The 22,919-nt window shown below is 70.9% G+C and carries 12 protein-coding genes and 1 tRNA gene; 1 reads left to right on the forward strand and 12 read right to left on the reverse strand.

The features are described 5' to 3' along the window. Positions 1 to 991 precede the first annotated feature (991 nt). The 12 genes from ACWD26_RS12775 to bldG all read right to left on the reverse strand — a co-directional run bounded on the left by ACWD26_RS12775 (position 992) and on the right by bldG (position 20,270). Positions 992 to 1,065 (reverse strand) — tRNA-Thr (locus ACWD26_RS12775). A 112-nt stretch (positions 1,066 to 1,177) separates the two neighbouring features. Then, entirely contained in the window at positions 1,178 to 2,779 is a 1,602-nt protein-coding gene (locus ACWD26_RS12780) for an alpha/beta hydrolase (RefSeq protein ID WP_451269146.1), read from the reverse strand. Positions 2,780 to 3,085: 306 nt separating this feature from the next. After that, a complete protein-coding gene (locus ACWD26_RS12785; RefSeq protein WP_451269148.1) occupies positions 3,086 to 4,291 on the reverse strand; it encodes a DNA polymerase III subunit delta' in 1,206 nt (401 codons plus the stop codon). Positions 4,292 to 4,569: 278 nt separating this feature from the next. Continuing rightward, positions 4,570 to 7,917, reverse strand: a complete 3,348-nt coding sequence (tmk, locus tag ACWD26_RS12790) for a dTMP kinase (protein ID WP_451269150.1) — start codon at positions 7,915 to 7,917, stop codon at positions 4,570 to 4,572. A gap of 209 nt (positions 7,918 to 8,126) precedes the next feature. After that, a complete protein-coding gene (gene topA / locus ACWD26_RS12795; RefSeq protein ID WP_451269152.1) occupies positions 8,127 to 10,994 on the reverse strand; it encodes a type I DNA topoisomerase in 2,868 nt (955 codons plus the stop codon). Positions 10,995 to 11,300: 306 nt separating this feature from the next. After that, positions 11,301 to 11,498, reverse strand: coding sequence for a hypothetical protein (locus tag ACWD26_RS12800; protein WP_451269154.1), 198 nt, complete (start codon positions 11,496 to 11,498; stop codon positions 11,301 to 11,303). Positions 11,499 to 11,596: 98 nt separating this feature from the next. Continuing rightward, positions 11,597 to 13,951 (reverse strand): protein kinase domain-containing protein, encoded by a 2,355-nt coding sequence (locus ACWD26_RS12805; RefSeq protein WP_451269156.1) that lies wholly within the window; start codon positions 13,949 to 13,951, stop codon positions 11,597 to 11,599. A 222-nt stretch (positions 13,952 to 14,173) separates the two neighbouring features. Further along, entirely contained in the window at positions 14,174 to 15,706 is a 1,533-nt protein-coding gene (locus ACWD26_RS12810; RefSeq protein ID WP_451269158.1) for a DUF7059 domain-containing protein, read from the reverse strand. A gap of 128 nt (positions 15,707 to 15,834) precedes the next feature. Beyond that, positions 15,835 to 16,428, reverse strand: a complete 594-nt coding sequence (locus tag ACWD26_RS12815; protein WP_451269160.1) for a small secreted protein — start codon at positions 16,426 to 16,428, stop codon at positions 15,835 to 15,837. 224 nt (positions 16,429 to 16,652) lie between these two features. After that, positions 16,653 to 19,058, reverse strand: a complete 2,406-nt coding sequence (locus ACWD26_RS12820; RefSeq protein WP_451269162.1) for a sodium-translocating pyrophosphatase — start codon at positions 19,056 to 19,058, stop codon at positions 16,653 to 16,655. A 328-nt stretch (positions 19,059 to 19,386) separates the two neighbouring features. Then, a complete protein-coding gene (locus ACWD26_RS12825; protein WP_451269164.1) occupies positions 19,387 to 19,821 on the reverse strand; it encodes an ATP-binding protein in 435 nt (144 codons plus the stop codon). A 107-nt stretch (positions 19,822 to 19,928) separates the two neighbouring features. Further along, on the reverse strand, positions 19,929 to 20,270 hold the full coding sequence (bldG, locus tag ACWD26_RS12830; protein WP_005475923.1) for an anti-sigma factor antagonist BldG: 342 nt from the start codon (positions 20,268 to 20,270) through the stop codon (positions 19,929 to 19,931). Between the two features lie 83 nt (positions 20,271 to 20,353). On the opposite strand from bldG, the gene ACWD26_RS12835 reads away from it, so the two are divergent. Then, complete coding sequence (locus ACWD26_RS12835) at positions 20,354 to 22,828, forward strand: DEAD/DEAH box helicase (protein WP_451269166.1); 2,475 nt, start codon at positions 20,354 to 20,356, stop codon at positions 22,826 to 22,828. Positions 22,829 to 22,919: the final 91 nt, after the last annotated feature.

Below are 22,919 nucleotides of genomic sequence, written 5' to 3' on the forward strand. Positions count from 1 at the left end.
CAGCACGAAGCCCCCGGAACCAAGGGTTGGTCATACCCTTGTCTCCCCCCAGGCTCTCCCCAGAGCCCGCTATGAAATTGATGTGGCCATGCCGTTCAGCAGTGGCCAAAGAAACGTATGGGACTTCCTCTACCGGATCAAGGGCATTTCGAGACTGAACCGCCCCACAGCCCTCCACCGCACGCACCGCCCATGCCCATGAGCAGCCCTTGGCGCGGGAGGACGCGCACGGCGGATACAACGGATCCGCCCACTTCGACCGGATCGTGACCAGAGAGCCGACACACCGGCAGGATGAAGCCCACGCAGGCCTCGCGCACGCTGTGCACAACCCATCGCTGTCAGGCTGGGGCCAACGTTGCCCCCGGAGGACGCCGTCACCCTGAGCCGGACACTGAAATCCGAAAGGACGTTCCCGGACGGCTGACCTTCATCAGCCGCTTCGGCGCGAAGGACGTGCACCCGCTCCTGCCAACGGTCGTCGACGCGGTGGCCGCCACGGTTCGGCACGGACCGGCGCAGGACCAGCACAGCATGTGCGGGCGCCTCCGGCCCCTTGCCAAGCTCAAACAGGAACGGCCACTACGACCCCGAGGACGCTATCCCTCATACGACGGCATCGCAGACGGGCAGCTGACCGTGTCCGACCTGAAGTTGTCCGGACCTGACAGTCCCGCTGCTTCCGTCGCCGCATTGAAGGCGATCGTATGTTCACCCCGTCGCTCCAGGTGCAACCACAGGCTGCTGATGGAGCGTCAGGCACACCTGTCCACCGGTTGCCCACCGAACCTCATCGCGTATGTCTGACCCACCCCTCCCGGATGAGCAAAAGACCAGCTCAGAGGCTCAGGCCGTCTACACGGTCACAGAAACCAAACCCCCGACCCACGCATTACGATGCACAGACCCCAGAGGCGCTACTTGGGTCGATTTCAAGGTCATCCGAAACAAGAAACCCCAGGTCAAAGGCATGACCTGGGGTTCACCATAGAGCCGCCTTCGGGATTCGAACCCGAGACCTACGCATTACGAGTGCGTTGCTCTGGCCATCTGAGCTAAGGCGGCGCGCTGTCCGCACTATGGTGCGATCAGCAACGTCGGTAAGTCTACACAGTTTCCGGGGTGCTCCGAACCAAGGGTCGGGGCACCCCGGAGCGCGGCCGGGCGGGGTGGGTGGTCAGGGGGCTGAGCAGCGCTTTCCGTCGGTCGGGGGTGTGCCTCGGAGGAGGTAGGCGTTGATCGTGGAGTCGACGCAGGCGCTGCCGCGGCCGTAGGCGGTGTGGCCGTCGCCGTCGTAGGTGAGGAGGCGGGCGGAGGAGAGCTGGGAAGCGAGGGCCTGGGCCCAGCGGTACGGGGTGGCCGGGTCGCGCGTCGTGCCGACGACCACGATCGGGGCGGCCCCCTTGGCTTCGATCCGATGCGGCCCGCCCGTCGGCCTCACCGGCCAGTACGCGCAGTTCAGGGAGGCCCACGCCAGCGCCCGCCCGAAGACCGGGGAGGTCTTCTCGAACTGGGGGAGGGCACGTTCGACCTCCTCGGGGGTGTTGAAGGCGGGCGGGAGGTCTAGGCAGTTCACGGCGGCGTTGGCGTACATCAGGTTGGAGTAGGTGCCGCCGGGGTCGCGTTCGAAATAGCTGTCCGAGAGGGCGAGCAGGCCGGTGCCGTTCTCGTTCCTGACCGCCTGGGTGAGGGCCTGACGCAGCTGGGGCCAGGAGCCCTCGTCGTACATCGCCGCGATCACGCCCGTCGTGGCCAGCGACTCGCCGAGCTGCCGGCCGTCGGCGTCGCCGGTCGGGAGCGGTCGCGCGTCCAGCCGCTCGAAGAGCCCGCGCAGGTTCTCGCCGACCTGTGCGGGCGTGCTTCCCAGCACGCAGTCCTTCCGCCCGACGCAGTCCTTCGCGAAGGCCTGGAACGCCGTCTCGAAGCCCGCCGTCTGCTCCTGGTTGAGCCGACGAGCGGGCAGCGACGGGTCCAGCGCGCCGTCCAGCACGAGCCGACCCACGCGCCCCGGGAACAGCCCCGCGTACGTCGCGCCGAGGAACGTCCCGTAGGAGGCGCCGACGTACGTCAGCTTCGCGTCGCCCAGCACGGCCCGCAGGATGTCCATGTCCCGAGCCGCCTCGACCGTGGAGATGTGCCGCAGCAGCTTCGGCGCCCGCTTCCCGCACCCCTCCGCGAACCGCTTGTACGCGGCGACCAGGCCGGTCGTCTCTCCCGTGTCGTCCGGGGTGAGATCCGTCTGCGTGTACGCGTCCATCTGGCGGCCGGTGAGACAGGTGACCGGCTCGCTGCCGGCCACACCCCGGGGGTCGACGGCCACCATGTCGTACTGCGCCCGCACCTTGGCCGGATAGCCGACGCCGGCGTACCCCTGCACGTAGCCGACCGCCGAGCCGCCCGGCCCGCCCGGATTGACCAGCAGCGAGCCGAGCCGCTTGCCCGGCCCGGTCGCCTTCTTCCGCGAGACGGCCAGCTTGATGTCGCCCTCACCCGGATTCCCGTAGTCGAGGGGCGCCCGCATCGTGGCGCACTGGAAGCCGGGGATCTCGCAACCGCGCCAGCTCAGCTTCTGCTCGTAGTACGGGGCCAGCGCCGCCGGTGTCGGGTGGGGCTGCGCGGCAGCGGGTCCCCCGTCCGCCGCCGTGGCCGCCGTGGCCGCCGTGGCCGCCGTACTGGGACCGCCGGAGGAGCAGGCCGAGACGAGCAGCGCGGCTGCGGCGAGCAACGCGCCGCCGGCCCTCAGAGACCGATTCGGCCGGGAAGTGCGCCTGATGTGCATTTCGCGAGCGTAACCACACGCACCCCGATGATCACGAACGGCGACGAAAGCTCCTCGTACGAGTGACACGGTCAAGCGAACGCGCCACCCCCGACCCACCACCCACTGCCCACGACCTACCGTCCACTGCCCCCACTCAATCCCCGACCGCCGCCCACCACCCACTCCCCGACCGCCGGCTGCCAGCCGACGCCCCTCCGCGGCCGCCAGCCGCCAGCCGACGCCCCTCCGCGACTGCCAGGCGCCAGCCGAAGCCCGAGTCACCCCATCACCGACATCGCCCCGTGGCATCAGGAAGGCGCCCCGTCACCCGGCCCGCAACGCCATCGTCATCGCCTCCACGGCCAGCAACGGCGCCACATTCCGGTCCAGCGCCTCCCGACACGCCGCGATCGCGTCGATCCGCCGCAACGTCGACTCCGGCGTCCCACCCCGCGCCATCCGCTCCAGCGTGTCCTGGACCTCGACATTGGCGAGCGCCACCCGCGACCCCAACTGCAGAGCCAGTACGTCCCGGTAGAACCCGGTGAGCTCGGTCAGGGCGAGATCCAGACTGTCCCGCTGCGCCCGCGTACGCCGCCGCTTCTGCTTGTCCTCCAGATCCTTCATCACGCCCGCCGTACCGCGCGGCATGCGCCCGCCCTGCACCGCGCCCAGCGCCGCCTTCAGCTCCTCGGTCTCCTTGGTGTCGACCTCTTCGGCGAGCTGCTTCGACTCCTCCGACGCCGCGTCCACCAGCTCCTGCGCGGCCTTCAGACACCCCCCGATGTCCTCGACCCGCAACGGCAGTTTCAGCACAGCGGCCCGCCGCTCCCGCGCCCGAGGATCGGTCGCGAGCCGCCGGGCGCGCTCGATATGACCCTGGGTGGCCCGCGCCGCCACAGCGGCAGCCTCGGGCTCGATCCCCTCCCGCCGTACGAGCATGTCCGCGACCGCGTCCACGGACGGCGTGAGCAGACCCACGTGCCGGCACCGCGACCGGATCGTCGGCAGCACATCCTCCAGCGAAGGCGCGCACAGCAACCACACCGTCCGTGGGGCGGGCTCCTCCACGGCCTTCAGCACCGCGTTCGCCGACTTCTCGTTCAACCGCTCGGCGTCCTCGACGAGGATGATCTGCCACCGCCCGTTCGCCGGCGACGTGAACGACTTGCGCACCGTGTCCCGCATGTCGTCGGCCAGGATCTGCGTGCCCACGGCCGCCACCGTGCTGACATCCGCGTGGGTCCCCACCAACGCCGTATGACACCCGTCACAGAACCCGCACCCTGGGCTCCCGCCGAGCGCCCGGTCCGGGCTCACACACTGCAACGCCGCCGCGAACGCCCGCGCCGCCGTGATCCGTCCCGAGCCCGGCGGCCCCGTGAACAACCACGCGTGCGTCATCTTCGAAGCCTCGGGAGGCGGCCCGCCGACCTCCGCCGCCGTGACGATGGCGTCCGCATCCCGAGCGGCCGCGTCCAACTGCGCACTCAGCCGCTCCTGCCCCACCAGGTCGTCCCACACGGCCATGACCACCACCACCCGTCCCAGACACCTCTCGCGCCCATTGTGCGCGACCCCACCGACAACGCGTCCCGCGCACGATCACCGCCCCACCTCAGCGCGCGTGACCGGTCCCTTGTGCGGGGAGGGCTCAAGCGGCCCGGTACGGGGAGTGGGCCGAGCGCCAATCGCCGAGCGGCAAGCAGCAAGAGCGGCAAGCGGTGAGAGGCAAGCGAGCCCACCAGCCCGCCCCCACCCCCGCCCGCCTCAACGACTCCCCGTTCAACGACTCCCCGTTCAACGACTCACCGGCGCCGCCGCCCCCAACCGCGCCGCTCCTCACCGTCGTCCTCGCCACGCGGGCCCAACAGCTCGTCCGCCAGAGTCGGCAGGTCGTCCAGCGGTGTCTCCTCGGCCCAGTCCGAGCGAGGCCGCCTCCGAGGAGCCCCCGTCTCATCGACCTGCGGAAGCTCCCGCGTCCGATCCTCCGTCCCATCCGGCCCGGGCCGCTCGTCCCGGAAGAACCCCGGCGGCACCCGATCGTCCCGCACCGGTGGCAGCACCGCCGTCTCCTCGGCTTCGCCCGCACCCGAAGGCACCTGCGGCAACACCGTGGTCTCATCCTCCGAGTCCGCCCCCGAAGACGGCACCGGCGGCTTCGGCAACTTCGCCGTCGTCTCCGAATCCGACCCACCCGGCGGCACCCGATCGTCCCGCACGGGCGGCAGCACCGCCGTCTCGTCCACCGGCCCACCGGACGCGTTCGTCGGCGTCACAACAGGCGTAGGCACAGTCACCGCCTCGTCAGCGCCGCCGCTCCGCGAAGCTCCCGAAGCTCCATCTCCCCGCTCAGCCCCAGAAGCCCCCGAAGCCCCACCGCCGCGCTCAGCCCCAGCACCCGACCCGTCAGCAGCGCCCCTCCCCGTCTCCCTCTCAGCCGCGGCAGCCCTCTCCGCCGCAGCCCTCTCCGCCTCAGCCGCGGCAGCCCGCTCAACAGCAGCCCGCTCGGCAGCCCTCCGCTCAGCCTCAGCGACAGCAGCCACCCGCTGCGCCTCCGCCGCGGCGGCCACCCTCCGAGCCTCCTCGGCGCGAAGCAAGGCCTCCTCGGCCTTCCGCTGCTTCTCCAGGCGCCGGGCCTCCGCCTCCGCCCGCAACCGCTGCTCCTCCGCGGCCTGCTGACGTCGGCGTTCCTCCTCGGCCCGCCGCCGCTCCTCCTCCTCGGCCCGGGCCTTCTCCTCCGCGAGGAGCCGCGCCTGCTCCTCCTCGGCACGGCGACGCGCCTCCTCGGCCCGCTGCCGGGCCTCCTCGGCCTGCCGCTCCGCCTCACGCCGCTGAGCCTCCTCCAGCTCGCGCCGCTTGCGCTCCTCCTCCTCGGCACGCAGCCGGGCGAGCTCCTCCTGGCGCTCCCGCTCCAGCCGCTCCTCCTCGGCCTTCCGCGCGGCCTCTTCCTCGGCCCTGCGCCGCGCTTCCTCCTCGGCCTTGCGCCGGGCCTCCTCCTGCGCCTGGATCTCGGCCTCGGACAGCGGCAACATCACATCGAGCCGATGCCGGACAACGGTCGTGACCGCCTCGGGGTCCTGCCCGGCGTCGACGACCAGGTACCTGCCGGCGTCCGCCGCGGCCAGCGTCAGGAACCCCGCCCGCACCCGCTCGTGGAACTCCGCCGGCTCCGACTCCAACCGGTCCGGCGCCTCGGTGAACCGCTCCCGCGCCGTCTCCGGCGACACATCGAGCAGCACCGTCAGATGAGGAACGAGCCCATCCGTCGCCCACCGCGAGATCCGGGCGATCTCGGTCGGCGAGAGGTCCCGCCCTGCCCCTTGATAGGCCACGGACGAATCGATGTACCGGTCCGAGATGACCACGGCGCCCCGCTCCAACGCGGGCCGCACCACGGTGTCCACATGCTCGGCACGATCCGCCGCGTACAGAAGCGCCTCGGCCCGATGCGACAGACCGGCCGACGACACGTCCAGCAGAATCGACCGCAGCCGCTTCCCCACCGGCGTGGCCCCCGGCTCCCGCGTCACCACGACCTCGTGCCCCTTGGCCCGGATCCACTCGGCGAGCGCCTCGACCTGAGTGGACTTCCCCGCACCGTCACCGCCCTCCATGGCGATGAAGAACCCGGTGTCCGCGGGCGCCTGTTCCGGATCGTCGCCCCCCAGCAGGGCGTCCCGCAGGTCCTGCCGAAGCGGCACCCCGGACCGGTCGTCGACCTTGGCGAGCACCAGCGCGGCGACCGGCAGCAGCAGCGCCCCCACCAGCATCAGCGTGAACGCCGCACCACCGTGGGCGAACACGAACTTGCCGCTCTCCAGCCGGTGCGGTCCGATGACGGCGGCGACCAGCGGAGCGACGAGCGCCGCCAACGCCACGAACACCCGTACGACGGCGTGCAGATGCTCGGTGGTCCGGGCCCGCCGGGAGTCCTCGGCCTCCTGGTCGAGCAGCGTGTGCCCCGTGTTCGCGGCGATCCCCGCACCGGCACCGGCCAGCCCCAGGATCAGCACCACACTCGTGACGTCCGGCGTCAGCCCGGCGGCCAGTAGCGCGACACCGGTGAAGGCGATCGCGAGAGCGAGCAGCCGGCGCCTTGACAGCGAGGGCAGCACGGAGGGCCCACGCCGGATCCCGACGACGACCCCACCGGTCAGCGCGGCCACCAGCAGCCCGAACAGCACCGGCCCGCCACCGAGGTCCTTGGCGTGCAGCACGGCGACGGCGACGGCCGCGGCGACCGCGCCGGCGACCGCACCGCAGGCGGGCACGAGGAGCGGAATGGCGCCCGTACGGCCCTTGTCGACACCGGTGCCGGTCTTGGGCCGGCGCAGCCCCTCCAGCGGCGACCGCGCGCGCGGGGTGCGCGTCTTGGGCAGTTCGAGGAAGGTCACCAAGGACAGCGAGGCGGCGAAGAGCCCGGCGGCGACGTACGAGGCGAGCGCGGCCTGGTGCTGCCCGAACCAGTCGATGCCCGCGCCCAGCAGGTTGTTGAGCAAGGCGGCCACGACGAGGACGGCGGCAGCGAGGGGCACCGCCACGAACCCGGTCCGCAGGGCCAGGCGCCGCAGCGCGTCCATGTGGTCCGGCAGCGGGCGTACGGTCGCGCCCTCCAGCGGCGGGGCGGGCAGCAGCGCGGGCGCCGCGCTCTCCCGGCAGACCGTCCAGAACCGCTCGGCGACACCGACGACGAACACGGTGACCAGCAGCACCGCGAGCGCGTTGTCCGGCGTCCAGTCGATCCACAGGGGCGCCACGATCAGCAGCAGGACCCGCAGTCCGTCCGCGCCGACCATCGTCCAGCGGCGGTCGAGCGGACCCTCCTGGGAGGTCAGCGAGGTGAGCGGCCCGAGAAGTACGGCGCCGAAGAGCAGCGTCGCGAGAGCGCGCGTGCCGAAGACGGCAGCGACCGTCAGGGCGACGCCTCGGTATCCACCGCCGAAGGAGCCCTCGGCGATCGCGGTCTGGAAGGTGAGGAGCACCAGCACGAACAGCGCGAGCACATCGCCCACGCCGCCCACGAGCTGTGCGCTCCACAACCGTTTCAACTGCGGCCGGCGCAGCAGCGCGCGCACGGCACGCTCCCTGGAATCGGCTGCCAGTGCCTCGTCGGGGGCCGGGTTGTGGGCCGTCGGCTGCTCGGCTCGCATCATGCTTTCAGCCTATCGGCACCCACCGACACCCCGAAGCAGCGCCCGAACGCACGCACACCGCACCACCAAGTCGCACAAACGGAGCAGATCGAGCAAAGAAGAGGTGAAGATTCCAGCCAACGCGAACGGCGGCCAAGTCAGGGGCGCGGGAACTGCGTGATCAGCCACAACCCACCCGCGGCCGCCGAACCACCCGCACCCCCGAGCTACTAGGCGCCCTCTCCCGAAGCCGCGGCCTTCTTCGCCGCCACCTTCTTCGCAGGAGCCGCCTTCTTCGCAGGAGCCGCCTTCTTCGCCGCAGCGGTCTTCGAAGTCGCCGTCTTCTTCGCGGCGGTCTTCTTCGCCGGCGCGGCCTTCTTCGCGGTGGCGGCCTTGGTCGCCGTCTTCTTCGCGGGCGCCTTCTTCGCCGTCTTCTTGGCGGGAGCCTTCGCCCGCTTCTCCGCGAGCAGCTCGAACCCGCGCTCGGGCGTGATCGTCTCCACGCTGTCCCCGGACCGCAGCGTCGCGTTGGTCTCGCCGTCGGTGACGTACGGCCCGAAGCGGCCGTCCTTCACCACGACCGGCTTGCCGCTGACGGGGTCCTCCCCCAGCTCCTTCAGCGGCGGCTTGGCGGCGGCCCGCCCACGCTGCTTGGGCTGGGCGTAGATCGCCAGAGCCTCTTCGAGGGTGATCGTGAAGAGCTGGTCCTCGGTCTGCAGCGACCGCGAGTCCGTGCCCTTCTTCAGGTACGGCCCGTACCGCCCGTTCTGCGCGGTGATCTCCTGCCCCTCGGCGTCCGCGCCGACGACCCGCGGCAGCGACATCAGCTTGAGGGCGTCGTCGAGGGTCACCGTGTCCAGGGACATCGACTTGAACAGCGAGGCCGTACGCGGCTTGACCGCGTTCTTGCCGGTCTTCGGCGTGCCCTCGGGAAGGATTTCCGTGACGTACGGCCCGTAGCGCCCGTCCTTGGCGACGATCTGGTGCCCGGTCGCCGGGTCGGTCCCCAGCTCGAAGTCGCCGCTCGGCTTCGCCAGCAGCTCCTCCGCCAGCTCGACCGACAGCTCGTCCGGAGCCAGGTCCTCGGGGATGTCGGCGCGCTGGTGCCCCTCGGCATCCTTCTCACCGCGCTCGATGTACGGGCCGTAGCGCCCGACGCGCAGCACGATGTCGTTGCCGACGGGGAAGGACGACACCTCGCGGGCGTCGATCGCGCCCAGGTCGGTGACGAGTTCCTTCAGTCCGCCGAGGTGGTCCCCGTCGCCGTTGCCGGCCTCGGCCGCCGCGCCGCCCACGCCCGTGGGCTCGCCGAAGTAGAACCGCTTCAGCCACGGCACCGCCTGGGCCTCACCGCGTGCGATGCGGTCGAGGTCGTCCTCCATCCTGGCGGTGAAGTCGTAGTCGACGAGCCGCCCGAAGTGCTTCTCCAGGAGGTTGACCACGGCGAAGCTCAGGAAGGACGGCACGAGGGCCGTGCCCTTCTTGAACACATAGCCCCGGTCGAGGATCGTGCCGATGATCGACGCGTACGTCGACGGGCGGCCGATCTCGCGCTCTTCGAGCTCCTTGACCAGCGACGCCTCGGTGTAGCGGGCCGGGGGCTTGGTGGCGTGCCCGTCGACCGTGATCTCCTCGGCGGAGAGCGCGTCACCCTCGCTGACCTGCGGCAGTCGGCGCTCGCGGTCGTCCAGCTCGGCGTTCGGGTCGTCGGCGCCCTCGACGTAGGCCTTGAGGAAGCCGTGGAAGGTGATCGTCTTGCCGGAGGCGCTGAACTCGGCGTCCCGGCCGTCGGCGGCGGTGCCACCGATCTTCACCGTGACGCTGTTGCCCGTCGCGTCCTTCATCTGGGAGGCGACGGTCCGCTTCCAGATCAGCTCGTACAGCTTGAACTGGTCACCGGTCAGACCGGTCTCGGCAGGTGTGCGGAAACGATCACCCGAGGGGCGGATCGCCTCGTGCGCCTCCTGCGCGTTCTTGACCTTCCCGGCGTACGTACGCGGCTGTGCCGGCAGGTAGTCGGCGCCGTACAGCTGCGTGACCTGGGCCCGGGCGGCGGCCACGGCGGTGTCGCTGAGCGTCGTGGAGTCCGTACGCATATAGGTGATGAAGCCGTTCTCGTACAGCTTCTGCGCCACCTGCATCGTCGCCTTGGCTCCGAAGCCCAGCTTGCGCGAGGCCTCCTGCTGGAGCGTCGTCGTGCGGAAGGGGGCGTACGGCGAGCGGCGGTACGGCTTGGACTCGACGGAGCGCACCGCGAACCGGGTGTTCTCCAGGGCAGCGGCCAGCGCTCGCGCGTTCGCCTCGTCCAGGTGCAGGACGTTCGCGCCCTTGAGCTGCCCGAGGGAGTCGAAGTCGCGGCCCTGGGCGACGCGGCGGCCGTCGACCGACTGCAGGCGTGCGACCAGCGACGACGGGTCGGAGGCGTCGCCGGCGCGGCCCGTGGCGAAGGTGCCGGTCAGGTCCCAGTACTCGGCCGAGCGGAAGGCGATGCGCTCGCGCTCCCGCTCCACCACGAGCCGGGTCGCGACGGACTGGACGCGGCCCGCCGACAGGCGCGGCATGACCTTCTTCCACAGGACCGGCGAGACCTCGTAGCCGTAGAGACGGTCGAGGATGCGGCGGGTCTCCTGGGCGTCGACGAGCTTCTGGTTGAGCTCGCGCGGGTTGGCGACGGCGGCCTGGATCGCGGCCTTGGTGATCTCGTGGAAGACCATCCGCTTGACCGGGACCTTGGGCTTGAGGACCTCCTGGAGGTGCCAGGCGATGGCCTCGCCCTCGCGGTCCTCATCGGTGGCGAGGAAGAGCTCGTCGGACTCCTTCAGCAGGTCCTTGAGCTTCCTGACCTGCGCCTTCTTGTCCGCGTTGACCACGTAGACGGGCGCGAAGTCGTGCTCGACGTCCACGCCGAGGCGGCGCACCTCGCCGGTGTACTGCTCGGGCACCTCCGCGGCGCCGTTGGGAAGGTCGCGGATGTGCCCCACGCTCGCCTCGACGATGTAGCCGGGGCCGAGATAGCCCTTGATCGTCTTCGCCTTGGCAGGCGACTCGACGATCACGAGTCGGCGGCCGCCCTTCGCGGTCTCGCTGGTCGGGGACAACTTCGCTCTTCTCTCCGGTCGACGCTGGGTTCCCCCAGGCTTGCGTCCCGGGGCGGGCACCCCCTGAGGTCGGTGCCTCGCACGGGGCTCGGCGTCGGCCCGGGGGTCGGGTCATGCTGACGCTGCGGAGTGTGACGGTACATCCCGCCCCCGTGTCAAACGGGAAAAGCCCGCAACGGCCACTCGAACGGTAACCCGACTACCGCCATTCCTGCCGCCCGGCGTCTTCATCGGCTCCTTCGGGCCGATACGGAGGGTCATCTCTCAGTTACGTGCCCATGCCCCGGCTCCAGCCCCGGAGCCCCTTCAGATGCGGGTGAAGCACCATGCGCCGAGCACGAGGGCGGTGACCGCCATGACGCTCGCGAGTGTCGCCGATGTCACGGGGTGCACCCCGTGGGCGACGGGCCGACCCTGCCGCAGCCGGGTCGTGGTCCACAGCAGCAGCCCGCCCCCGAACAGGGCGAACACCACTCCCACGAAGATCGCCGGTCCGCTCTCCATGTCCCGTTCTCCCACCCCTCGACTGGCCCGGGACGGGAGGCTGGCACGGACGGGAAGCGGGCGCGCGAACCCGAGGTGAACGCGAGGCGTCCGGGCTCTCAGACCGAGCCGGGCGTGGGTATCTTCCCGGTCGTCTTCGACACATCGGCGTTGCGCACCGTGCACACCACCTTGTTGAAGCCCTTCTCCCATTCCGTCTTGTCCGAGACCCAACCCGACACGATCAGGTCAGCGCCGGGTGCCCAAGTCGACTCGAACCTGTTGGTGCACAGCTTGCCGCCTTCGTCGAGGGCCCCTTGGAAGGTCATGCTGTCCGGGGCCTGGACCGATCCGACGACCTGGTCGGTGTGCGCTTCGGCACAGTCGGTCAGCGGTGCGTCGTACCCCTCGTCCTCCCTCGTGGTGTAGTCCCAGCAGTCGCCGACGGCCATCTGAGTGGGCCACAGATTCATGCCCACGTCACGGAGTCGGCCCACCTCACCGCCGATCGGGACGTGCTTGCCGAGTACGAGACATGCCGTACCGCCCTTGGCCGTGGCGAAGCCCTCCTTCGTGGGGACGAGCGCGTAGACGCCCGCGTCGGGCAGGGCCTCGGCCAGCGGGTCGGCCTGACCGGCGCAGCGCTGCGCGCCGCCGGCCCTGGCGTCCGCGTGGTCCGACGCCGTCTCTATCGCCACGACCTGGCCGTCCGGCCAGTCCTCGTCGCAGTCCACCACACCGAGGTCGGGCACCGACTCGAACGCCGCCCCCGTCCACACGGCCTTGACGCAGTCCCCCACCTGCAGCGCCTTCTTGAGCGCGGCCTTCTCGCCGTAGGGGTACTCCGAGCCCGGCGGCGACACGAGCGCCTGCGGCGTCTCGGAGGGCTTGGGGGCCGGCCCGCCCGCCCATTTCACCGCGGCCCAGGTCCCGCCGCCCGCCACCAGCAGCACGGCGACCACGATCGCGACGATCGCCGCCACGGGCATCTTCGGTTTCCCTCCACCTGGCGGCGGGGGCCCACCGGCCGTGATGGTCGGAAACTGCGCGTTCCCCGGCGGTTGCCCACCACCGCCCCCGTACGGCCCCGACGGGATGCCCGCGTACGGCGACGACTGCTGGCCGACGGTGCCGCCGTACGGCGTGGGCCGGCTGCCATCCGGCGTGCTCCCGTACGGCGCGGGCGGGCCACCGCCGTCGGGGTTGTAGCCGTCGTACGGGCCACGGGGCTGCTGCCCCTGCTGCCACTGGCCGTACGGCGAGGAGCCACCCGGGCCGGCCGGGCCCGCGCCCGGTGTGGGCGGGCCGCCCGCCGGGGTGTACGGGGTGTTCGGCGCCGGGGGCCCACCGGGCGTGTGCGGGGCCCCGGGGGTCTGTGGCGTGTACGGCGTGTGGGGCGCGCCCGGAGTGTTCGGTGTGCCCGCGACACCGTGCTGGCCTGCCGACACGTACCCGGGCGGGGTGCTCGCCACGTACCCCGGGGGCGCACCGGCGGTCTCGTGACCGCCGGGGGCGCCGGGGGTACCGGGAGTGCCGGGTGCCGGTCCGAAGCTTCCGGGGGCCGAGGCGGGGGTCGCTCCCCAGCCCGGCGGTGTCGACGCGCTGCCGGCGTCCGCCACCCGCTCCAGGCCGCGTGCCACCGCCTCCGGCGACAGCCGGCGCACCGGGTCCTTGATGAGCAATCCGTGCAGGACGGGGGCCAGTTCACCGGCGCGGGCGGGGGGCGTCGGCTCCTCGCCGAGCAGGGCCGTGAGGGTGGCGTACTCGCCGTGCCGGTCGAAGGGGCCCCGGCCCTCGACCGCCGCGTACAGCGTGGCGCCGAGCGAGAACAGGTCGGCGGCCGGTGTCGGCGGCTCGCCCCGCGCGCGCTCGGGTGCCAGATACCCGGGGGTGCCGAGGATGCCGGCGGTGGCGGTGAGCCGGGGTTCGCGGGACTCCGGCTGGAGCGCGATGCCGTAGTCGGTGAGCAGCACGCGCGCGTAGGGGTCGCCCGAGGAGTCGGCGGCCAGCAGGATGTTGGCCGGTTTCACGTCCCGGTGCAGGATGCCGATCCGGTGCCCCGCCGTGAGCGCGTCGAGGACGGCGAGGCCGATTCGGGCGACCTGCTCGGGCGGGAGCGGCCCCCGCTGCCGTACGACCGCCTGGAGGTCGATCGCGTCCGGCACGTACTCCATGACGATCCACGGCAGGCCCTCGTGCAGCACCACGTCGTGGACGGTCGCCACATGCGGATGTCCGCGCAGCCGCGCGGCGTGCCGGGCCTCGCTGCGGGCCCGGGCGATGCGCTGCGCCGGCTCGGCGGCGTCCATCGAAACCTCGGGCAGGGAGATCTCCTTCATGGAGACCTCGCAGGCCAACTCCTCGTCGTACGCGAGCCAGACCCGGCCCATGCCGCCCGCGCCCAGAGTGCGCAGCAGTCGGTACCGGTCGTTGATGATCCTTCCCTGGCCCTGCTCCGGCGTATCCCCCGCCATCGCGATCCCCCGATCCCCCAGAGACAGCGCGTGCCTCCCCCGAGGACACGTCGAATCCGTCTCTTGAAAATAGCTTCGCACGCACCACTGACAGGAGCCCTTTTACGGACCAATTCAGACAGAGGGGACGCATGGGCCCCAGGAGTGCGAATACGCCCCGCATGTTGCGGGGACGGGCGCCGGGCGGGGTACCGGTACCGTCACCGGGCGGTACGGAAATCGTCACCGGGCCGGTTCGAGGAACCCCTGTTCCACCAGCAGCCGGATCTGCACCGGCGTCCGGTCGCGCAATGCCACCGGGTCCTCGCCGACGAGCTGGGCGATGGCGTCCAGAATCCGACCCGCGCTGAGCGTGCCGTCGCACACGCCTGCGAATCCCGCGCCGACCGTGTCCACCTTCGTGGCCCGGCGCATGCCCCGGTTCTGACGCAACACCACATGCTCGGGGTCCTCGGCGCCGGGCAGCCCGACCTGCTCCTGGACGACCTCGGCGGTGAGCCGGAAGTGCGCGGCGAGGAGCGCCGCGTCGTCGTTCGCCCGCAGGTAGTCGACGCGCGCGAAGTGCTCCCGCACGGTCTCGCCGAGCGGCTGTTCGACCGGATGCGGCCACTCCTCGACGGTGATCGAGGGCTCGGTGTCGGCGGCCGCCGACCTGCGCAGCGTGATCCAGCCGAACCCGACGCCCTTCACCTTCCGTGCCTCGAACTCGTCGAGCCACGCGTCGTACCGCGCCTGGTACTCGGCCGCGTCACCTCGATGGTCGCCCGCGTCCCGCAGCCACAACTCGACGTACTGCGTGACGTCCTGGACCTCCCGCTGCACGATCCACGCGTCGCAGCCGCGCGGCACCCACGACCGGAGCCGCTCCTGCCAGTCCTCCCCCTCCACGTGCTGCCAGTTGGCGAGGAACTGCGCGAACCCGCCCTCGTTCAGCCGCTCCCCCGCCTGTGAGACGAGCGTGCGGCACAGATCGTCCCCGCCCATCCCGCCGTCCCGGTAGGTGAGCCGGGCGCCGGGCGAGATCACGAACGGCGGATTCGACACGATGAGGTCGTACGTCTCGTCCTCCCCGACCGGCTCGAAAAGCGAGCCCTCGCGCAGCTCGGCCGCCGGTGCGCCGGAGAGCGCCAGCGTGAGCGCCGTGATGTGCAGCGCGCGCGGGTTGAGGTCGGTCGCCGTCACGCGCGTGGCGTGCTGGGCGGCGTGCAGCGCCTGGATACCGGAGCCGGTGCCGAGGTCGAGGGCGGCGGCGACGGGCGTGCGCACGGTGATGCCGGCGAGGGTCGTGGACGCCCCGCCCACGCCGAGCACGACGCCTTCGTCCTTGCTCCCGATGCCAGCGGCCCCGCCGACCGCACACCCCAGGTCGGACACGATGAACCAGTCCTCACCGCCGGGCCCGCCGTAGGGCCTCACGTCGACGGCGGCGGCGACGTCAGCGCCGTCGTCACCCGCCCGGACCAACCAGCCGCTCTCCACGCACGCGTCCACGGGCAGCACACCCTCCACGCGCGCGCGTGGCACCGGCTGCTGCAACAGGAACAGCCGCACCAGCCCCTCCAGCGCCGTCTCCCCCCGAGTGGCCCTGAGCGCCGGGACGACCTCGCTCCGCGCCAACGCCGCGTACGCGGAGGCACCGAGCAACTCGAGCAGCCCATCGGCGGTGAAGTCCGCGCCGAGCAGCGCCTCACGCAGCCGAGCAGCAACATCGGAGCGGTCGACAGAGGGCAGAGAAGACAGCCTGAAGTCACTCACACCGCTCAGCGTAGCCGCGTGGGGGAGGGTGGGCGCAGCGGCACCTCGCACCGCCGAGCCGCGGAACCCGCCCCCGCCCAGCACGACCGCCGGGTGGCTGACGCGGCCCCGGCCCAGTCAGCCGCCGCTCAGCTCTTGGTCGCCGAAGCCGGTGCCGAGGCCACCCCGGAGGGAGTCGCGGACCTGCAGCTCTCCTGCTCGGCCATGGCCTTGCCCACCTCCCCCTTCTCCAGCTCCTTCAGCGCGTCGCTGCCGGTCTTGCTCAGCTTCTCCAACTCGGTGGCGACACCCTCGAGCCCGTCCGCGAACTTCGCCTGGTCCTTCGTGTTCAGCGCGTCCGACTTCTTCTTCAGATCGGCGTAGGCGGTGGAGAGCTGGTTCAGCTCCGCCACCGCGGCCTTCTGCTTCTTCTCGCCCTCCTCGACGTCCGGCGCCCCGGCCTGCTGAATGGCCGTCGCCATCGCCTTGTAGGCGTCGGAGATGTCCTGGAAGCCCTGGGAGTCGGCCTTCTGCACGTCCGCCGGTGCGCTGTCGTCCGAGGTCTCCTTCTGGATCGAGGCGTTGGCCGCCGCGATCTTCTTGATCTGCGGCTGTACGGAGTCGCAGACCTCCTTGGCCCAGGAGTTCAGTTTGTCGTTCGTCTCGTCGTCGCTGCTGCAGCCGGACAGCGCCAGTACCAGTACCGCACCGCCGGACAGTGCGGCCGCGAGCTTCTTGTTCACCGGATTGGTCCCTTCCGTGGCTCTCGGCCCCGGAACATACACGCCAGATGGGCGACACCTGTGTGCCGAGCACCCCCCGTGCACCCTTTTGTAACCATTTGCACCAAGAGAGAGAAGGCTCACGGAGAACGCCGGCATGCACAAGGGCGGGCGGGCGGCACGTCAACGCGTGCCGCCCGCCCGCCCCTTGAGCTGGACCCTCGTGAGGCCGGCCGTCAGACCGCCTACGAAACCACCGCCGGATCCGCCGACTTGGCCACCCGCTCGGAGTTGCCTTCGTCACCCACGGCGATCCCGCGCCGCTTCGACACGTACACCGCCCCGACGATCACGGCGATCGAGGCCACGGCGATCGCGACCCGCAGACCGACGCTCTTGTCCTCGCCGTAGCTGAACTGGACGACCGCGGGCGCGATGAGCAGCGCGACGAGGTTCATCACCTTCAGCAGCGGGTTGATGGCCGGTCCCGCCGTGTCCTTGAACGGGTCGCCGACCGTGTCGCCGATGACGGTCGCGGCATGGGCCTCACTGCCCTTGCCGCCGTGATGGCCGTCCTCGACGAGCTTCTTGGCGTTGTCCCACGCGCCTCCGGAGTTGGCGAGGAACACCGCCATCAGCGTCCCGGTCCCGATCGCCCCGGCGAGATACGCGCCCAGCGCGCCGACCCCGAGCGTGAACCCGACCGCGATCGGCGCCATGACCGCGAGCAGACCGGGCGTGGCCAGCTCCCGCAGGGCGTCCTTGGTGCAGATGTCGACGACCCGGCCGTACTCCGGCTTCTCGCTGTAGTCCATGATCCCGGGGTGCTCGCGGAACTGCCGCCGCACCTCGTAGACCACCGCGCCCGCCGACCGGGAGACCGCGTTGATCGCCAGCCCCGAGAAGAGGAAGACGACCGCGGCGCCCGCGACGAGCCCGACGAGGTTGTTCGGCTGCGAGATGTCCATCATCAGGTTCATCGGCGCGCCTTCGCCGGAGACCTTCTCACCGACGTCGTTCGCGGCCGTGAGGATCGCGTCGCGGTACGAGCCGAAGAGCGCGGCGGCCGCGAGTACGGCCGTGGCGATGGCGATGCCCTTGGTGATGGCCTTGGTGGTGTTGCCGACGGCGTCCAGGTCGGTGAGCACCTGGGCGCCCGCGCCCTCGACGTCGCCGGACATCTCGGCGATGCCCTGCGCGTTGTCGGAGACCGGCCCGAACGTGTCCATGGCGACGATGACGCCGACCGTGGTGAGCAGACCGGTGCCGGCGAGCGCCACCGCGAACAGCGCGAGCATGATCGACGTACCGCCGAGCAGGAACGCCCCGTACACGCCGAGGCCGATCAACAGGGCGGTGTACACGGCCGATTCGAGACCGATGGAGATACCGGCGAGGACGACGGTGGCCGCGCCGGTCAGCGAACTCTTGCCGATGTCCTTCACGGGACGCCGACTGGTCTCGGTGAAGTAGCCGGTCAGCTGCTGGATCAGCGCGGCCAGCACGATGCCGATGGCCACCGCGATGACCGCGAGGACCCGTGGGTCGCCGCCGTGGCCCGCGATCGCCGTGTCCGTGACCCCTTCGAGGTCGGCGTACGACGACGGCAGGTAGGCGTAGACGGCGATGGCGACGAGCACCAGGGAGATCACCGCAGAGATGAAGAAGCCGCGGTTGATCGCGGACATGCCGCTGCGGTCCGTGCGGCGTGGCGCCACCGCGAAGATGCCGATCATCGCGGTGATCACGCCGATCGCGGGCACGATCAGCGGGAACGCGAGCCCGGCGTCACCGAACGCCGCCTTGCCGAGGATCAGCGCGGCGACGAGCGTCACGGCGTAGGACTCGAAGAGGTCGGCCGCCATGCCCGCGCAGTCGCCGACGTTGTCGCCCACGTTGTCGGCGATGGTCGCGGCATTGCGCGGGTCGTCCTCCGGAATGCCCTGCTCGACCTTGCCGACCAGGTCGGCGCCGACGTCGGCGGCCTTGGTGAAGATGCCGCCACCGACACGCATGAACATGGCGATGAGGGCGGCCCCGAGGCCGAATCCCTCCAGCACCTTCGGCGCGTCGGCCGCGTACACGAGCACCACGCAGGACGCGCCGAGGAGGCCGAGCCCCACCGTGAACATGCCGACGACGCCGCCCGTGCGAAATGCGATCTTCATCGCCTTGTGCGAGACGGCGGTGAGATCTTTTTCCGGCTCTCCAGGTGCCGGTGTCGCTTCCCGAGCCGCTGCGGCGACGCGCACATTGCTGCGCACGGCGAGCCACATACCGATATAACCGGTGGCCGCCGAGAACAGCGCGCCGATCAAGAAGAACACCGAGCGTCCGGCGCGCTGATTCCAGTCGTCCGCGGGCAGCAGCATGAGCAGGAAGAACACGACGACGGCGAATACGCCGAGCGTGCGCAACTGTCGTGCCAGATAGGCGTTCGCGCCTTCCTGTACGGCCGCCGCGATCTTCTTCATGCTGTCGGTGCCCTCGCCCGCGGCGAGCACCTGGCGGACCAGGACCCCGGCGACGGCGAGCGCGGCCAGTGCCACGACGCCGATCACCAGGACGATGATCCGGTTGTCGTCGGTCAGGACCGCGGCTGCGACGTTCGTGGTGTGGTCAAACCTTTGAGGGGTAGAAAGCCCCGCCATTCGTCCTCCTTGACGCTTGGGCTGAGCTCAAGATGTGGACGGATTGTAGGGAGCGGAACCTGATCAAAACAGTGCACGGGAAACGCAATTGGCCTTCACATGCCCTTGAGCAAATGATCCGCACGTGATCCGCACGCGGGCACATTACTCGAAAGAGGTAACGCCTCAAAGGCATTGACGCTTGATCGAATTATCGCGTGATTGATCGTGAATTCCTTCACGAATTCCGGTGTTCCGATGAACGGTGATCGGAATAACTGTCGAACAAACACGAAGGGCCCTGCTCAGCAGGGCCCTCGCGGTACTACTTGAAGTTGTGAGGATCAGGTCAGGGCAGCACGGCGACCGACGGTGTCGTCGGCCAGGTCATGCGGATCAGTCCGCCGTTCTCCCCGGCGGAGACCTCGACGTCGTCGACGAGGCCGCTGATGACCGCGAGGCCCATGTCGTCCTCCTCGAGATCGACGTCCGCTCCGCCACCGGCACCCGATGACGAGTCACCGGGGACGGCGTGCGGCGCCTCGTCGCCCACCTCGATGGAGAACTGCTTCTCCTCCTCGATCAGCGACACCCGCACCGGCGCCGAGATACCGCTGCTCTGATGCAGTCCGACGGCACGGGTGCACGCCTCACCGACGGCCAACCTGACCTCGTCGAGGACGGCCTCGTCCACTCCGGCCCTGCGCGCCACCGCTGCCGCCACCAGTCGGGCGGTCCGGACGTGCTCGGGCAGCGCGCTGAAGCGGAGTTCAACGGTGGCCATGCATCCCCCTCGGAACTACGGGCGTGCTGTCGGAGGGCCGGGCCGCACGGGCCCGGTCCCCCTCACTTGTCTGTGGCCGTCCGGGCACAGGGCCCGGACGGACGTGATCAGTCAGTGGCCGCCACCGCTTCGTCGACCGAGGTGTGAATCGGGAACACCTTGGTCAGACCGGTGATGCGGAAGATCTTCAAAATCCGCTCCTGGTTGCACACCAGGCGCAGCGAGCCCTCGTGGGCCCGTACTCGCTTCAGGCCGCCCACCAGAACGCCGAGCCCGGTGGAGTCGAGGAAGTCGACGCCCTCCATGTCGACGACGAGGTGGAAACTCCCGTCGTTGACCAGCTCGACCAGCTGCTCACGCAGCTTGGGCGCGGTATAAACGTCGATTTCGCCACCGACCTCGACGACCGTACGATCGCCGACGGTACGGGTCGACAGGGACAGGTCCACGGATCCTCCAGCACCTTGCTATCGAGCGTTCGCCCCTCGGGACACCTCGGCTTGAAAGCCCCCGGGACGGTTCGCCAGCCGCGATGGCATTCAATCACTTACCGGCAGGCGTGCACGACGCCTTGGCTCCATTGTCCGTCACGCCGGTGACACACTCGATGCCGATGGCCAAGAATCACCGATCCGATCGATCCCCGACGGACACTGCCCCCAGCCCCTCGCCGGGCACGGTCCTGGACCGGCTCGCCTCGGGGCCGAGCCGGGCTTCGCGCATCACTCATACGGAGCATGTGCCCCCGCGCGCGGGCCGCCATGCCGTCTGGCCTGACCGGATCCGCTCGGAGGTCGTCGCCGCCGTACAGTCCGCCGGAATCGAACATCCCTGGGCCCACCAGGCACTCGTCGCCGAGCACGCGCTGGACGGCGACTCGGTCGTGGTCGCCACCGGCACCGCCTCCGGCAAGTCGCTCGCCTATCTCGTCCCGGTCCTCTCCCGCCTCCTGGACGGCGCCGAGGCCCCCAACGGCCGCGGGGCGACCACGCTCTACCTGGCCCCCACCAAAGCCCTCGCGGCGGATCAGTGCCGATCCGTGAAGGAACTTTCACAACCTCTCGGAAACGCGGTCCGCCCGGCCGTGTACGACGGCGACACACCCGTCGAGGAACGCGAGTGGGTGCGCCAGTACGCCAACTACGTCCTCACCAACCCCGACATGCTCCACCGCGGAATCCTCCCCTCCCACCCTCGTTGGTCCTCGTTCCTGCGTGCCCTCAAGTACGTGGTCATCGACGAGTGCCACACCTATCGCGGCGTCTTCGGCTCCCACGTCGCCCAGGTGCTGCGCCGTCTGCGCCGCCTCTGCGCCCGCTACGGCGCCGAGCCCGTCTTCCTGCTGGCCTCCGCGACCGCCGCCGAGCCCTCGGTCGCCGCCGGCCGCCTCACCGGCGTCCAGGTCACCGAGGTCGCGGACGACGCCTCGCCCCGTGGTGAACTGGTGTTCGCCCTCTGGGAGCCCCCGCTCACCGACCTGCACGGCGAGAAGGGCGCCCCGGTCCGGCGTACGGCGACGGCCGAGACGGCGGACCTGCTGACCGATCTGATCCTGCAAGACGTGCGTTCGGTCGCCTTCGTACGCTCCCGGCGCGGTGCCGAACTGATCTCGGTGATCGCCCAGGAACGTCTCGCCGAGGTGGACCGCTCCCTGGCCCGCCGCGTGGCCGCCTACCGTGGCGGCTACCTCCCCGAGGAACGCCGCGCCCTCGAACGCGCCCTCCACTCCGGCGAACTCCTCGGTCTCGCCGCCACCACCGCCCTCGAACTCGGCATCGACATCTCCGGCCTGGACGCCGTCCTCATCGCCGGCTACCCCGGCACCCGCGCCTCCCTGTGGCAGCAGGCCGGCCGCGCCGGACGCTCCGGGCAGGGCGCCCTCGCCGTCCTCGTGGCCCGCGACGACCCGCTGGACACCTTCCTGGTCCACCACCCGGAGGCCCTCTTCGACCGACCGGTGGAATCGACCGTCCTCGACCCCGACAACCCGTACGTCCTCGCCCCCCACCTGTGCGCCGCCGCCGCGGAACTGCCCCTGACGGACGACGACCTCGGCCTGTTCGGCCCGGCGTGCGAGGAGCTGCTGCCGCAGCTGGAGGCCGCGAAACTGCTCCGCCGCCGCGCCAAGGCCTGGCACTGGACCCGCCGCGAACGGGCCGCCGACCTGACCGACATCCGGGGCCAGGGCGGCCGCCCCGTCCAGGTCGTCGAGACCGGCACGGGCCGGCTCCTCGGCACGGTCGACGCGGGTGCCGCCCACACCACCGTCCACGAGGGCGCGGTCCATCTCCACCAGGGCCGTACGTACCTGGTGCGCGAACTGGACCTGGAGGACTCCGTCGCCCTCGTCGAGCAGGCCGACCCGCCCTATGCGACGGTCGCCCGCGACACCACCTCCATCTCCGTCCTGGAGACCGACACCGAGGTCCCCTGGGGTGACGGCCGGTTGTGTTACGGATCCGTCGAAGTCACCAACCAGGTCGTCTCCTTCCTCCGTCGCCGCCTCATCACCGGCGAGGTGCTGGGCGAGACCAAACTCGACCTCCCTCCTCGTACGCTGCGCACCCGTGCCGTCTGGTGGACCGTCACCGAGGACCAGCTGGACGCGGCCCGGATCAACCCCGAGATCCTCGGCGGCGCCCTGCACGCCGCCGAACACGCCTCGATCGGCATGCTGCCCCTCTTCGCGACCTGCGACCGCTGGGACATCGGGGGCGTGTCGGTCCCGCTCCACCCGGACACCCTGCTCCCGACGGTCTTCGTCTACGACGGCCACCCCGGCGGCGCGGGCTTCGCCGAGCGCGCCTTCCACACCGCCCGCGCCTGGCTCACCGCCACCCGTCAGGCCATCGCCTCCTGCGAGTGCGACGCCGGCTGCCCGTCCTGCATCCAGTCCCCCAAGTGCGGCAACGGCAACGAGCCGTTGCACAAGCGGGGAGCGGTACGGCTGCTGACCGAGCTGCTGAAGGCCGCGCCCGACGCTCCGCTGGGCGACCCGGTGCCTTAGGACTCGGGGGTGCCTTGGAGCTCGGCGGCTTTGGGCGCCTCGGGGCTCGGGAGGTGCTGTGGTCCGGCGGCCGACGGTTGTGTGTGGGCTG

The sequence above is a fragment of the Streptomyces sp. NPDC002787 genome, from assembly GCF_053592095.1.

What these genes read in the sequence shown, in the direction of transcription:
- ACWD26_RS12780 (WP_451269146.1), bottom strand. Translation starts at nt 2,779, where the DNA reads ATGCACATCAGGCGCACTTCCCGGCCGAATCGGTCTCTGAGGGCCGGC.
- ACWD26_RS12785 (WP_451269148.1), bottom strand. Translation starts at nt 4,291, where the DNA reads ATGGCCGTGTGGGACGACCTGGTGGGGCAGGAGCGGCTGAGTGCGCAG.
- tmk (WP_451269150.1), bottom strand. Translation starts at nt 7,917, where the DNA reads ATGATGCGAGCCGAGCAGCCGACGGCCCACAACCCGGCCCCCGACGAG.
- ACWD26_RS12800 (WP_451269154.1), bottom strand. Translation starts at nt 11,498, where the DNA reads ATGGAGAGCGGACCGGCGATCTTCGTGGGAGTGGTGTTCGCCCTGTTC.
- ACWD26_RS12805 (WP_451269156.1), bottom strand. Translation starts at nt 13,951, where the DNA reads ATGGCGGGGGATACGCCGGAGCAGGGCCAGGGAAGGATCATCAACGAC.
- ACWD26_RS12820 (WP_451269162.1), bottom strand. Translation starts at nt 19,058, where the DNA reads ATGGCGGGGCTTTCTACCCCTCAAAGGTTTGACCACACCACGAACGTC.
- ACWD26_RS12825 (WP_451269164.1), bottom strand. Translation starts at nt 19,821, where the DNA reads ATGGCCACCGTTGAACTCCGCTTCAGCGCGCTGCCCGAGCACGTCCGG.
- ACWD26_RS12835 (WP_451269166.1), top strand. Translation starts at nt 20,354, where the DNA reads ATGGCATTCAATCACTTACCGGCAGGCGTGCACGACGCCTTGGCTCCA.